Origin of the sequence: Bacillus coreaensis, from assembly GCF_050586445.1 — a bacterium.
Taxonomy (GTDB): domain Bacteria; phylum Bacillota; class Bacilli; order Bacillales; family Cytobacillaceae; genus Robertmurraya_A; species Robertmurraya_A coreaensis.
On sequence record NZ_JBOCCY010000001.1, the window covers coordinates 206,261 to 219,694 of the forward strand.

Here is a 13,434-nt window from a genome sequence, read left to right on the forward strand (position 1 = left end):
GGAGTTATTTGAAAAGAGGTGCCTTATGGAGAAACTTGCGACATTTGCTGGTGGATGCTTTTGGTGTATGGTAAAACCGTTTGATGAACAGCCTGGAATTATTTCTGTCATCAGTGGCTATACAGGGGGACATAAGGAAAACCCTACTTACGAAGAGGTATGCCAAGAAACAACGGGGCATTACGAGGCTGTACAAATTACGTATGATCCTGAAGTGTTTTCTTATGAAAAGCTGTTAAGTGTATACTGGCAACAGATTGATCCAACCGATCCTGGTGGCCAGTTCTATGATCGGGGCCAATCGTATGAAACGGCAATCTTTTATCATGACGAAGAACAAAGAGTATTAGCTGAACAATCAAAGCTAGAATTAGCGCAAAGTGGTCGTTTTTCAAAGCCTATCGCGACAAAAATTTTACCGGCAAAAGAATTTTATACCGCTGAAGATTATCATCAGCAATTTTATAAGAAGAACCCAGTACGATATGGACGGTATTCAGAGGGGTCTGGGCGTGCTGCCTTTATTAAGAAAGCTTGGGGGGATGACCAGTGACAAAAGAGGGAGATTTAAAAGAAAGATTAACTCCTATGCAATATGAAGTGACCCAAAGAAATGGGACGGAGCCGCCGTTTCGAAATGAATATTGGGATCAGTTTGGCGAAGGTATTTATGTAGATATTGTTTCAGGTAAGCCGCTTTTTAGCTCGAAAGATAAATATGATGCGGGATGTGGGTGGCCAAGCTTTACAAAGCCTATCGATGAGGAAGAAATTATCGAAAAAATGGATCATAGTCATTTTATGGTTCGTACCGAAGTTCGAAGTAAATCTGCAGATTCTCATCTTGGTCATGTGTTTGATGATGGACCAGGTCCGACGAAGTTAAGGTACTGTATTAACTCTGCGGCACTTCAATTTATTCCCGTTGAGGAGCTGGATGAAAAAGGATACGGTAAGTATAAAGTTTTATTTTCATAAAATCAAAAGGTAAAGGCCAAATGAGGCTTTTACCTTTCTTTTTGAGCTTCTAACAATGTTGTTTTTTTCGAGGTCATGCCACCAGAAAGGATAAATTTCATCGCGTCTTCTGGCTTAACATCGATAAATTCAACATCCTCTTTTTTGATTAAAAAGGTGAATCCAGCAACTTGAAAGGTTTGTGGGACATACACAGCGATATAATCACTTAGCGGTTCGTAAAAAACTTGAAGATCCTCTGCTGTAACAAACCCCAGGCTTTTCATATTTGTACCTGGTACGGTTACAAGTGCCACCTTTGAGAAGGATTTTTTCTCACCTAAGAAGGAATGGACAGTATCTTTGATAACCGAATAAACAGTTTTCACGAAAGGAATTTTCTCTAATAATCTGTCAATGATTCGGAAGATGGTACCCGTTACAAACTTCGTAGATAAAAAACCTAGAATGGTAATTAACACTAACGTTGCCAAAATTCCGATCCCTGGAACATACGACTCTTTAAAGTACTGCTTCAGGAACCCACCTAATAGTCCATCTAAAAACATGAAGGTTTTATATGTTACGTAAATTACGAGAATAATTGGTACAATCGTTAAAATACCATTTACAAAGCTCTTTAAAATACTTTTCATTTTTAAATAACTCCTAACCTCTTAATATAAAAACATTACAATGTTTATCCGCTTTTGACAAGGGAAACACTGATCGCCTAAACTTTTTCGGAAAAAATGGGCATATACACATGCGGGACAAGGACCTACTACATATTGTGGATAGTGTAAAAGGAAAGCTTAATTAGGAGGTATAAACTTTATGCATTACGGACATGGATGTGACCCTTGTTACCCTGGTTACGGGTACCCTACAGCAGTTTCGCCAGTTGGATGTGGATATGGTGGCGGTTTTGCATTAATCGTTGTCCTTTTCATTCTACTCATCATCATTGGTGCTAGTTTCTACGGAAAAGGATGCTAATATAAACAGAAGCTCGAGCGATAGTGCTCGAGTTTTTGTTTGAATTCAAAAAACTAAAATACGAACATTATATTTGTAGTTATAAAAAATGTTCGTATTTTTGTTGACTGAATAATCTATATTTGGTATATTTACACATGGTTAAAGGAAATACGAATATAGATAGTAGCCTCGGAGGGAATACCTTGAAAACAAATTATGATGTTATCGTTGTTGGAGCAGGTCCAGCTGGAATTTTTACATGTTATGAACTTACATTAAAAATGCCAGAAGCATCCATATTATTAATTGATAAAGGTCACGACATATATAAAAGAAACTGTCCTATTTTACAAAAAAAAATCGAGAAATGCCCACCAGCCGCTGGTAGGAAGGAATTTGCAGGATGTCTACCTGCGTGTTCTATTACCAACGGATTTGGAGGAGCAGGTGCATACTCGGATGGAAAGTTTAATATCACTAGTGAGTTTGGTGGCTGGATGACGGATTATTTACCAGATTCACAGGTTGTTGATTTAATAAATTACGTGGACCGAATCAACCTTGACCACGGAGCGACAGAAAGCATCACTGACCCTTTAACTGATAAAGTTAGAGATATCGAGAGACGTGGATATGCAGCAGGATTAAAGCTGTTACGTGCTCAAGTAAGACACTTAGGAACAGAACAAAATCTACAAATCCTTCAAAGCATATACGAATACTTAAAAACAAAGATTGATATGGTCTACAAGGCAGAAGTTGAGGACTTAATCACAGAAAAAACGCCAGATGGTCATAAGGTAACCGGAATTAAATTAAAGGCTGGGGAAAGCTTATCTGCTGAAAAAGTGGTGGTTGCACCAGGACGCGACGGTTCGGTATGGTTGGCTAAGCTATTAAAATCGAGACGTTTAAAAATGATTAATAATCAAGTGGATATTGGTGTTCGTGTAGAAACATCAAATATTGTCATGGAAGAAATTAATGAGCATTTGTATGAAGGTAAATTTACGTTTAATACATCTGTTGGTACTCGCGTAAGAACATTCTGTAGCAATCCATCAGGACATGTCGTTGTTGAGAACCACTCTGGAATCATGTTAGCGAACGGTCATGCTTATAAGGATCCTAAATTAGGTAGCCCAAATACGAACTTTGCCTTATTAGTATCTCACACCTTCTCAGATCCTTTTGATAAGCCAAATGAGTACGCACATGAAATTTCTAGGCTAGCCAATAGTTTATCTAACGGTGGACTAATTGTTCAAAAGTACGGAGATATTTTAAAAGGACGCCGTTCCACTGAAAAGCGTATTAAAGAGGGCTTTTTAGAGCCGACACTTAAAGAAGCAGTACCTGGAGATTTAGGGTTAGTGCTTCCATATAATACACTGAAGAGTTTAGTTGAAATGACAGAAGCATTAAATCATGTATCGCCAGGTCTTGCTTCTGAGCACACACTGTTCTACGGTGTAGAAGCGAAGTTTTACTCTGCACGACCAAAGCTAAATGATCGTTTTGAGACGGAAATTAGCGGGCTTTATGTTGGTGGAGATGGAGCAGGGATCACTCGAGGACTGGCTCAAGCTAGTGCGTGCGGTGTTTGGATTGCTAGAGATATCGTTGCAAAATCAACTAGACGAACAAACACAGAACCAGTTTTGGTATAATAAGAAGGACCTGTCAATTCATGGCAGGTTCTATTTTTCTATTAGAAAAGGGGAAGGATTCAATGGGAATTGTTCCACCACGTTTACAACCAGGTGATGAAGTTCGAGTCATATCGCCTTCTAGAAGCATGGCGATCATTAAGGGAAAACAAGTTGAAATTGCTCGAAATCGATTAGAAGCATTAGGGTTTCATGTGACGTTTGGGAAACATGTACATACTCACGATGAGTTTTTTAGTACGTCAATCAAAGAGCGGATTGAAGATTTGCATGACGCGTTTCTGGACCCTAATGTAAAAGGGGTATTTACAGCTATAGGTGGATATAACGCCAATCAATTGCTCAAGTATATCGATTTTAATATCATTAAAAATAACCCTAAAGTATTTATTGGCTATAGTGATATTACCGCATTAAACCTTTCTATTTATCAAAAGACTGGATTGATCACTTACTCTGGTCCACAATTTTCTACTTTTGGGATGAAACATGGCTTGGAGTACACGATGAATTCCTTTATTGAAGCAATCACCAATGATGCACCATATGAAATTGCACCCTCCGAATTTTGGAGTGATGATCCTTGGTATTTAGACCAAGAAGATCGGACTTTCCATGAACAAAAGGAATATCTTATCCTTCAGGAAGGAAGTGGAAAGGGAACCATTATGGGGGGAAATCTGTGTACAATGAATCTTCTTCAAGGAACTGAGTTTATGCCGTCGCTAAAAGGGAGTGTCCTGTTTATTGAAGATGATGACGAATCACATGCACTCACCTTCGACAGGGACCTGCAATCTCTCCTTCATCTCCCAGATGCCTATGATATTCAAGCGATAGTGATTGGAAGATTTCAAAAGGATTCCCAAGTAACCGAAGAAGCTTTAAGGAAAATCATTTCATCTAAAAGAGAGCTTTCACATATACCGATTATAGCAAACGTGAACTTTGGACATGTTAGTCCAATTGCGACACTTCCAATCGGTGGAAAAGCAACCATTGAAGCGGGGCAAGGTAGCTGCTCAATACAAATAGATCAACTATAGCAGTGAAAAGGAACCATTTGTTTATATTTGGCTCCTTTTCACTTTTTGTATACACGAATTAGGAACTAAAAACAACTTTGCAAAGAAAGATTTCCTCTTCTTACTCATACAATCTTATAAGGCATCGCTTACGCTTGTATGAACGGGGGAGTCAAATGGAGCATTCATATTTAATTAAACCGTTGCTTGATGCGGTATATCCAACAATAGATTATGGGAAGGGCATTTATTTATATGACAAGGAAGGGAAGAGGTATGTTGATGCTTCATCCGGTGCTGTAACTGCCAATATTGGTCACGGTGTTCCCGAAATTATTGATGCGATGGTTCAACAAGCAAAGCGGGTGTCCTTTGTCTACCGATCGCAGTTTACTAGTGAAGCAGCGGAAGCACTAGCTGAAAAAATTGCTGAACAATGTGTTGGGTCTTTGAACTGGAGTTTTTTTGTAAATAGTGGCTCAGAAGCAACAGAGACTGCTATGAAAATTGCCATACAGCATTGGCAGGAAAAAGGGGTTAAAACGAAAAATAAAATCCTTTCTCGATGGGTTAGTTATCATGGAATCACACTCGGTGCGTTATCGATGTCAGGTCATACCTTGAGGAGAGCAAGATTCGTCCCTCTACTTGAGGATTTTCCCTCCATACAACCTCCTTATTGTTATCGTTGTCCATATAACTTAGAACCGACCTCGTGTAAGTTTGCCTGTGCAACTGAACTGGAAAATGTGATTAAAAAAATAGGAGCAGAACAGATTGCTGCTTTTATAGCAGAGCCGGTAATTGGGGCTGCGGGTGGGGCCATATCACCTCCAGAGGGTTATTACAAAATAATAAAAGATATATGTGACCATCATCGTATTCTTTTTATCGCAGATGAAGTAATGACTGGATTTGGCCGGACGGGAAAAATGCTAGCTTGTGAGCATTGGGGAGTCGAGCCAGATATAGTCGCACTCGGCAAAGGAATGGGAGCAGGTTATGCACCCATAGCTGCAGCATTAGTGAGTGACAAAGTGATGGAACCAATCTTGGCTGGAACTAAAAGTATAATGAGTGGTCATACCCTAAGTGCGAACCCACAATCATGCGCGGTTTCACTAGCAGTCATGGACTATTTACAAAATAATAGAATTATAGAGCAGGTCGAATTGAAGGGCTTTTATTTATTTCATCATTTACAAGAAATAAAGAAAGAATTTTCATTTATTGGAGATATTCGAGGTAAAGGTTTGTTAATTGGGATTGAATTTGTTCAATCGTTAGGAAATAAAGAGCCTTTTCCAAGAAATGCTCAAGTTACAAATACAATGATTCAGCTTGGGGCTAATAATGGTTTATTGCTTTACCCTTCAGCTGCTGGACTTGACGGAATTCATGGTGATGCTATTATCCTTGCTCCGCCCCTGACGATTTCTAAGGACGAGATCGATGAATTACTAATTCTTCTGCGTGAAACCTTCCTAGACTTTTCCAATGAATTTTTAGAGGGGGGTGGTAAGATATGAAAAATCGCTTCAATAAGATTACCACGGTGGAAAAGGTTTTAAATTTATTTCATGATGGTGGAACCATTATGTTTGGTGGTTTTGGTGGGGTTGGTTCTCCGCCATCTATTATAGAAGGGCTACTGAATAAAGGGGTTAAGAATTTAACGCTTATTGGAAACGATACGGGATTTCCGCATATAGGGATTGGGAGGCTTGTAGCAAACGGACGAGTAAAAAAAGTCATTGCTTCTCACATCGGTTCCAATCCTGTTGCTGGGCAACTAATGACTGAGGGAAGTCTTGAAGTAGAATTTTCACCTCAAGGAACGTTAGTAGAGCGAATTAGGGCAGGTGGCGTTGGAATTCCAGCCTTTTTAACAGATATTGGAATGGATAGTGACTTTGTGTCAACGAATAAAGAGATAGTTGTATTAGAGGGGAAAAATTATTTACTAGAGACAGCATTAAGTGCGCCAATATCAATTGTCTATGCGAAGAAGGCAGATGAATACGGCAACCTTATTTATGATAAAAGTGCAAGAAATACCAATCCTTTGGTAGCGATGGCTGGAGATATTACGATCGCAGAGGTGGAGGAAATCGTTGAAGTGGGTGAACTTCATCCGGATGAAATCGTCACACCTGGAGTGTTCGTCAATTATATTGTTCCGACTGAAGGGGTGAACTGGAAATGGGTATGGGAATAGGTATTCGTGATCAAATGGCCAAAAGAGCTGCGGCAGAAATTAAAGAAGGCATGGTGGTTAATTTAGGGATAGGAATTCCCTCGCTTGTTCCGAACCATCTTCCATCAGAAATAAACGTCATGTTTCATGCGGAAAATGGAATTGTTGGGATGGGGCCTTCACCAGAACATGGGGATGAGGATGAAAACCTCTGTAATGCTGGAGGATACCCGGTTAGTTTAGTTAGTGGTGGTTCTTATTGTGATAGTGTCATTGCCTTTGGAATGATACGTAGGGGAATCGTGGATATCACCATTTTAGGAGCATTGCAGGTAAGTGAAAAAGGAGATTTAGCGAACTGGATTGTTCCGGGTAAAAAAATACCTGGTATGGGAGGTGCAATGGAGCTTGCACAGAAAGCACAAAAGGTGATCGTTTTAATGAACCATATAGATAAAGCGGGAAATAGCAAAATTGTAAAAGAATGCTCTTTTCCATTAACCTCTCGCTCGTGTGTGGATATGATTATAACGGATATGGCCGTCTTTCATGTGACGGATAAAGGTTTAGTTTTAAGTGAGGTTTTTCAACCTTATACATTGGATCAAGTTCGTGAGTCTACTGATTGTTCATTTTTTTGTAAGTAACACATAGATAAAGGGGCGAAGAGGGATGGAAGAGGAGCTTCGCGAAGTTAGAAAGTGGATGAAAAGGAATCGCGTACATGCAACTAGACTTCTTCAAAAGCTTGTACAGGAGGGAAGCGTAAGGGGGAAGGAAGCTGCTGCTCAAGCAATAATTATTGAAAAGTGTAGAGAGCTAGGTCTTCAGCTTGATATATGGGAGATTGGTGATAAAACCCTTATGAACCATCCTGCTTACTGCTCGGATCGAAAGGATTATACGGGGAATCCGAATGTTGTTGGTGTTTTGAAGGGGACTGGAAATGGCAAATCATTAATTCTAAACGGTCATATTGATGTGGTGCCAGAAAATAACTTGGCTGAGTGGAAAAATGATCCGTTTAGTGGCTTAATCGAAGAGGGAAAATTATATGGTCGTGGTTCCACAGACATGAAGGGAGGAACGGTGGCCCTGCTTCATGCGATGGAAGCGATTATAGCTGCAGAGATTCAGCTGAAAGGTGATATTATCTTTCAAAGTGTGATAGAAGAAGAAAGTGGAGGCGCTGGAACCTTGGCTGCCGTACTAAGGGGATATCGGGCGGATGGAGCGATTATTCCTGAACCTACCAATCTGAAAATCTTTCCAAAGCAGCAAGGCTCTATGTGGTTTCGTGTGACTGTTAAAGGACGCTCAGCACATGGGGGTACTAGGTACGAAGGGGTAAATGCAATTGAAAAAGGAATATTGGTGATCAATCAGTTGAATGAGCTAGAAAAGGTTCGGAATAGTAGAATTGTAGACCCATTGTATAAAAATATACCCATTCCCATTCCGATAAATATCGGGAAGATTTATAGCGGGGATTGGCCATCTTCCGTTCCAGATATTTGTATAATAGAGGGAAGAATTGGTGTAGCACCCGATGAAAAAATGTCTGCCGTTCAGGCTGAACTAAAACATTCATTGCAGGAGCTCGAAAAGAAGGACAAATGGTTTAAAGACTATCCAACCACGGTTGAGTGGTTTGGTGGAAGGTGGATCCCCGGTGATTTAGAACTAGAACATCCGTTACTTACTACTCTTGAGTCATCTTACCGAGAAGTTATGGGATCTTCCCCTGTTATTGAAGCTTCCCCATGGGGTACAGATGGAGGAGTACTATCAAAAATTGGGGATATTCCAGTGGTAATCTTCGGTCCAGGGGTAACAGAGGTCGCTCATGATGCGAACGAATATATTGTTTTAGAAGATATATTTACGAGTGCGGATATCATTGCTACTACCATCCTGAATTGGTGTGAAGTAAGTGGAAGTGATTCATAGATTGTATAGAAATAATGAAGAAAGTCTGATCAAGTATTTGGTCGGGCTTTCCCTTTAGGAGGAGATACGATGAATCAGTTGCCAGCTTATCGTACAGTTGAGGAGAGTGGGATTCGATTCAAAGTTTACATGGACGTTTTTAATAAACGTGTACGAGTGGATCATTATGTGGGGGACCCCTACCTCGTCATGCAAGCTACCGAAGAGCTTGCAAAAGAGGCACATAGTGAAAAAATAATTATTAAAGGGAAATTTGAGGACTACAAAATATTTTTAGAAAAGGGATATAAGAATGAAGCGATCATAGATGGGTATTTTTTAGGATCGGATGGTTATTTTTTTTGTAAATACTTTGAGCCAGTCAGATCTTGTACCGCTTATCTTCAAGTCGAAGAAGATATCATTGCTTCTGTTCAGCATCTAAAGAGATCGTCACAAGTGATTATGCCACCAGCAGATTACAAGATTATGAAAGTGGGTGAGAAGGAAGCGGAAATGCTTTCGGATTTGTATCGAGAGGTATTTCAAATTTATCCCACTCCCCTGCATGATCCCGAATATGTGAAAAAGACAATGAAAGAAGGTACCATCTACTATGCCTTTATGTATCAGAACGAAATAATTAGTGCAGCATCTGCTGAAGTGAATTACTTGTTTCGTAACGCAGAATTAACGGATTGTGCGACAAAGAAGGATCACCGAAAATTTGGATTAATGAAGATCCTTTTGAAAAAGCTTGAAGAAGACTTATTTGAACAACAAATCTATTGTTCCTACTCTATAGCAAGGTCGCTATCCTTTGGAATGAATGCCGTTCTCCATCAATTGGGTTATCAATACCGAGGACGGTTAGTGAACAATTGTTACATTTTTGATAAGCTCGAAGACATGAATGTTTGGGTGAAAAATTTATCCACCTACCAAGCTTCCGAAAATTAATATAAAGTGACAGTTTTTCGGCACATAAGCATATATATGCTTTAGGTGGTGATAATGATGTTTGAAACAAGCAGTATTTCCATTGAAGTAGTGACGGAAATCTTAAAGGGCGTTGATGAGGGCATTCACGTTGTGGATCTAAACGGCAAGACGATTTTTTATAACGAGGTGGCCGCCCAACACGATGGATTAACGGTGGGTGAAGTAATAGGGAAGCCGTTATTGGAAGTGTTTCCATCGTTAACAGAAAAGACGAGCACGTTATTAAGAGTAATAAAGTCTAGAAAAGAAATTGTAAATGTGGCTCAATCTTATTACAATATTCACGGAAAAAAGATTGAAACCATTAATTCAACGATTCCTATTTGTGTACATGGCGATTTTTTTGGCGCGATGGAAGTAGCAAAGGATTATTCGAGCATCAAAAGATTGTCTGAACAATTATTGGATTTACAAAAAGAAAAACAAGTGATGAATCCAAAGAAAAAAAGCAAAAGCACCGTTAAGTATACCTTTGATGATTTACTAACAGAAAACAATGAGTTTCTTCAACTTAAAAAAGAAGCTTATAAGCTAGCAAAAACGCAATCATCGATATTAGTTTATGGAGAAAGTGGAACGGGGAAAGAATTATTTGTTCAAGGGATACACGATGCATCTGTTCGAAGAAATGCCCCTTTTATTGTTCAAAATTGCGCTGCCATTCCAGAAACATTACTCGAGAGTATTCTTTTTGGTACAGCAAAAGGGAGTTATACGGGAGCAGTTGACCGCCCTGGATTGTTTGAGCTTGCGGATGGAGGGACGCTGTTTTTGGATGAGCTTCATGCCATGCCGATTGATTTGCAGGCAAAGTTATTACGTGTTCTTGAAGACGGAATGATTCGGCGTATTGGCTCCTCAAAAAGTGTACAGGTAGACGTTCGGGTGATCGCTGCAATGAATGTTCATCCGAGAAAAGCACTGGAAGAAAAGCTGATAAGAACGGATATCTTTTATCGGCTAAATGTATTAACGTTTGAGTTATTGCCACTCCGGAAAAGGCCAGAAGACATTAAGTTTTTATCGAATAAATTTCTCGACCATTATAATGGAGTACTTCAGAAAAATATTCAAGGTGTGTCTACTGAAGTGATGAACATATTTCACTCCTACGATTGGCCAGGGAATGTTCGGGAGCTCAAACATACGATCGAGTATATGATGAATGTTTGTGAAGATACAAGTTTGGATATAGAACATCTACCTGCGATGCTGAAAGGAAATACATCTGTTTCTAGGAAAATTATCAAAGGTTATTCGCTAAAGGAAAAAATACAGGAGTTTGAAAAAAATATGATTTGTGATGCACTTGAGCAAACAAATGGAAATATAAAGCAAGCAGCAAAACGTCTACAAATTCCAAGACAAACCCTTCAATACAAAATTCAAAAGTACGAGGTACAAGGTGCCGACTAAATTGGCACCTTTTTGTATGAAAATTAAGATGTAGATTCCCATGGAGAGAAAAAAGAGGTTGAATGGTAACTGGATGGGAGTTCCAGTGCCTGTGAAGTATTAAAAAGGATCCCACAAGAAAAAGTTAACAAAAGAGAATAAGTACATAAAGACACTGCTTTATTTACAAAAAAAACCTCAATAGTTACTAAAAGGTTACTATCTTACTCTCAGGTGCCTTCTTCACAATAGTTACCTACGCATTTATCATAATTTTAGGGATTACTTAATGTTAATTTCTAAATACTTTTTTCATAAAACATTGAGGAGGAAATTTATGAATAAAAAAATTGTCTTTTTTGACCTTGATGGAACGTTATTAAACGAAGAAAAGAAACTGCTTGAGTCCTCAAAATTAGCGATAAAAAAACTTCAAGAAAATAACATCATTACAGCGGTTGCAACAGGGAGAACGCCTGCAAAAGTTAAATGGCTGTTAGATGAATTAAACATTAATTCATACGTATCAATCAATGGACAGTATGTTGTTTACGAAGGAAAAGAAATTCATAAAAATCCTCTAAGTTTTGATTTTCTACACGATATTACGCAGTTTTCTACAAATAAAAATCACGCACTTGCGTATGTTAGTCTTTCCGACGTGAAATCAAGTATTGGAGAACATCCTTATATTAGAAACCTTTATGAACCGAATAAAATGGCTTATCCTTCGGTCGATCAAAATCATTATCGTACGGAACCAATTTACCAATTACTTCTGTTTTGTGAGAATCCAGATGAAGTTATGTACAAGGAAAGATATATTGAAAATAGGTTTGTTAGATGGAATAGATTTGCTTTAGATGTCTTGCCAAACGATATTTCAAAAGCAACTGGGATTGCTAAACTTCTTGAAATAGCAGGGATTGACAAAGAAAATACATATGCTTTTGGCGACGATATTAATGATATGGAGATGTTCTCTTTAGTTGGAACATCAGTTGCAATGGGTAATGCAATTCCTCAATTAAAAAAGGTAAGTGACTTGATCACCTCTTCTAACTCAGAAGATGGAATCTTAAATGGGTTAACAAAATTACAACTAATTTAATAGAGTCGGATTAATAGACATTATTATGAATTAGCAACAATTCGAATACCACTAAATAACCTACTTGTAGAGTAGGTCCAAATACACCTAACTTCTAATGCGAGTCGCTAGATTCCAAAAACTCACATAGCATACAAATGAAAAAGTATTGCCAATCCAAAAGTCTTATGATAGTATAAGTGCAAGCGTTAACATAACTGCTTATTTAAAAGGATTGTTACTCTTTGAGATTGTTACTCTTTGAGGCATTACCTATCTTTATTTGGTATGCTTCGAAGAGTTTTTTGGTATTTAATAATCCATATAGGAGTTAAATTATGAGGGCAATTAAAAAAATTAATAACAACGTAGCAATATGTACAGATAGTAATAACAAAGAACTAATAGCCTTTGGAAAAGGAATCGGTTTTCGACCGATGCCATATGAGATTACCGATTTAAGTTCAATATCCATGACATTTTATCGGATTGACAATAGGTTCTACAATCTAATTGAGGAAATTCCAGAAAATATTTTTGAGGTAACTGCTCTTATTGTTGATAAAGCTAGAAACACACTTACATCACCTCTTAATCCGAATCTTCTGATTGGTTTAGCGGATCATATTAATTTTGCGATAATTCGTTTAAAAAAATATAAAAAAATGCAGATGTTGTTTTCTTATGATATTGAGCAGTTATATCCCCAAGAAACTACTCTAGGAAGATATGCAGTCGAATTAATCAAAAAAAGACTAGGCGTGATACTTCCTGACAGTGAAATTACGAATATTGCGATGCATTTTGTGAATGCACAAGAAGAAAAGGAGCCTGAAAAAGAAGGTCCAGATACAGAATCATTAATCTGGGAAGTTGCAGATAAGATTGAAATCTTTTTCTCAATAACCATTGATAGAACTAGCTTTAATTTTAATAGATTCGCTATGCATATGAGGTATTATATTAAAAGGGTCAAAGAAGAAACACAGTTTATGAATGATAATTCCACCATCTTGCAGGTAATGAAAGAAAATAATGAACAGGTTTATGAATGTGCATTTATGATTGGTAATTATATAGATGAAAAGTTGAAATCTAACACTACAAAAGATGAAATTTTATATCTGATGATGCATATAAATCGGATTATAAAGAATACCAACATTTAAATAGTAGGGATTGTTACTC

Annotated in this window: 13 protein-coding genes and 1 pseudogene; 13 read left to right on the forward strand and 1 reads right to left on the reverse strand. The window is 38.1% G+C overall.

Annotated features, from left to right (window positions below; genetic code table 11):
- Window positions 1-25 precede the first annotated feature (25 nt).
- Both msrA and msrB read left to right on the forward strand, forming a co-directional pair.
- Window positions 26-553, forward strand: a complete 528-nt coding sequence (msrA, locus tag ACQ5H4_RS01135; RefSeq protein WP_430773130.1) for a peptide-methionine (S)-S-oxide reductase MsrA — start codon at window positions 26-28, stop codon at window positions 551-553.
- A gap of 35 nt (window positions 554-588) precedes the next feature.
- Window positions 589-978, forward strand: coding sequence for a peptide-methionine (R)-S-oxide reductase MsrB (msrB, locus tag ACQ5H4_RS01140; protein ID WP_430773538.1), 390 nt, complete (start codon window positions 589-591; stop codon window positions 976-978).
- A gap of 29 nt (window positions 979-1,007) precedes the next feature.
- Here the strand turns inward: msrB and ACQ5H4_RS01145 are convergent, their stop codons facing one another.
- Window positions 1,008-1,613, reverse strand: a complete 606-nt coding sequence (locus ACQ5H4_RS01145; RefSeq protein ID WP_430773131.1) for a DUF502 domain-containing protein — start codon at window positions 1,611-1,613, stop codon at window positions 1,008-1,010.
- 250 nt (window positions 1,614-1,863) lie between these two features.
- Here ACQ5H4_RS01145 and ACQ5H4_RS01150 point away from each other — a divergent pair.
- The 11 genes and pseudogenes from ACQ5H4_RS01150 to ACQ5H4_RS01200 all read left to right on the forward strand — a co-directional run.
- Window positions 1,864-1,956: pseudogene (locus tag ACQ5H4_RS01150) on the forward strand (YjcZ family sporulation protein); the annotation flags it as partial.
- 185 nt (window positions 1,957-2,141) lie between these two features.
- The gene (locus ACQ5H4_RS01155; RefSeq protein ID WP_430773133.1) at window positions 2,142-3,608 is read left to right on the forward strand and encodes an NAD(P)/FAD-dependent oxidoreductase; all 1,467 of its coding nucleotides are present in this window, start codon (window positions 2,142-2,144) and stop codon (window positions 3,606-3,608) included.
- A gap of 68 nt (window positions 3,609-3,676) precedes the next feature.
- A complete protein-coding gene (locus ACQ5H4_RS01160) occupies window positions 3,677-4,654 on the forward strand; it encodes a S66 family peptidase (RefSeq protein ID WP_430773539.1) in 978 nt (325 codons plus the stop codon).
- A gap of 155 nt (window positions 4,655-4,809) precedes the next feature.
- The gene (locus tag ACQ5H4_RS01165) at window positions 4,810-6,162 is read left to right on the forward strand and encodes an aspartate aminotransferase family protein (RefSeq protein ID WP_430773134.1); all 1,353 of its coding nucleotides are present in this window, start codon (window positions 4,810-4,812) and stop codon (window positions 6,160-6,162) included.
- On the forward strand, window positions 6,159-6,851 hold the full coding sequence (locus tag ACQ5H4_RS01170) for a CoA transferase subunit A (RefSeq protein ID WP_430773135.1): 693 nt from the start codon (window positions 6,159-6,161) through the stop codon (window positions 6,849-6,851). The genes ACQ5H4_RS01165 and ACQ5H4_RS01170 overlap by 4 nt, the downstream gene beginning before the upstream one ends.
- On the forward strand, window positions 6,836-7,477 hold the full coding sequence (locus ACQ5H4_RS01175; protein ID WP_430773137.1) for a 3-oxoacid CoA-transferase subunit B: 642 nt from the start codon (window positions 6,836-6,838) through the stop codon (window positions 7,475-7,477). Before ACQ5H4_RS01170 ends, ACQ5H4_RS01175 begins: the two co-directional genes overlap by 16 nt.
- 25 nt (window positions 7,478-7,502) lie before the next feature.
- Entirely contained in the window at window positions 7,503-8,780 is a 1,278-nt protein-coding gene (locus ACQ5H4_RS01180; protein ID WP_430773138.1) for a peptidase, read from the forward strand.
- Between the two features lie 69 nt (window positions 8,781-8,849).
- Window positions 8,850-9,719 carry a putative beta-lysine N-acetyltransferase gene (gene ablB, locus ACQ5H4_RS01185; protein WP_430773139.1) on the forward strand — a complete coding sequence of 290 codons (870 nt, stop codon included), beginning with the start codon at window positions 8,850-8,852 and terminating at the stop codon, window positions 9,717-9,719.
- A 57-nt stretch (window positions 9,720-9,776) separates the two neighbouring features.
- On the forward strand, window positions 9,777-11,177 hold the full coding sequence (locus tag ACQ5H4_RS01190) for a sigma-54 interaction domain-containing protein (protein WP_430773141.1): 1,401 nt from the start codon (window positions 9,777-9,779) through the stop codon (window positions 11,175-11,177).
- A 316-nt stretch (window positions 11,178-11,493) separates the two neighbouring features.
- Window positions 11,494-12,267, forward strand: a complete 774-nt coding sequence (locus tag ACQ5H4_RS01195; protein ID WP_430773143.1) for a Cof-type HAD-IIB family hydrolase — start codon at window positions 11,494-11,496, stop codon at window positions 12,265-12,267.
- Between the two features lie 317 nt (window positions 12,268-12,584).
- Window positions 12,585-13,415, forward strand: a complete 831-nt coding sequence (locus ACQ5H4_RS01200; RefSeq protein WP_430773144.1) for a PRD domain-containing protein — start codon at window positions 12,585-12,587, stop codon at window positions 13,413-13,415.
- The last annotated feature ends 19 nt before the right edge of the window (window positions 13,416-13,434 follow it).

Bases quoted from the DNA above. Each gene is read 5' to 3' on its own strand.
- msrA (WP_430773130.1), top strand. From the start codon at position 26: ATGGAGAAACTTGCGACATTTGCTGGTGGATGCTTTTGGTGTATGGTA.
- msrB (WP_430773538.1), top strand. From the start codon at position 589: ATGCAATATGAAGTGACCCAAAGAAATGGGACGGAGCCGCCGTTTCGA.
- ACQ5H4_RS01145 (WP_430773131.1), bottom strand. From the start codon at position 1,613: ATGAAAAGTATTTTAAAGAGCTTTGTAAATGGTATTTTAACGATTGTA.
- ACQ5H4_RS01165 (WP_430773134.1), top strand. From the start codon at position 4,810: ATGGAGCATTCATATTTAATTAAACCGTTGCTTGATGCGGTATATCCA.
- ACQ5H4_RS01170 (WP_430773135.1), top strand. From the start codon at position 6,159: ATGAAAAATCGCTTCAATAAGATTACCACGGTGGAAAAGGTTTTAAAT.
- ACQ5H4_RS01175 (WP_430773137.1), top strand. From the start codon at position 6,836: ATGGGTATGGGAATAGGTATTCGTGATCAAATGGCCAAAAGAGCTGCG.
- ACQ5H4_RS01180 (WP_430773138.1), top strand. From the start codon at position 7,503: ATGGAAGAGGAGCTTCGCGAAGTTAGAAAGTGGATGAAAAGGAATCGC.
- ablB (WP_430773139.1), top strand. From the start codon at position 8,850: ATGAATCAGTTGCCAGCTTATCGTACAGTTGAGGAGAGTGGGATTCGA.
- ACQ5H4_RS01190 (WP_430773141.1), top strand. From the start codon at position 9,777: ATGTTTGAAACAAGCAGTATTTCCATTGAAGTAGTGACGGAAATCTTA.
- ACQ5H4_RS01195 (WP_430773143.1), top strand. From the start codon at position 11,494: ATGAATAAAAAAATTGTCTTTTTTGACCTTGATGGAACGTTATTAAAC.
- ACQ5H4_RS01200 (WP_430773144.1), top strand. From the start codon at position 12,585: ATGAGGGCAATTAAAAAAATTAATAACAACGTAGCAATATGTACAGAT.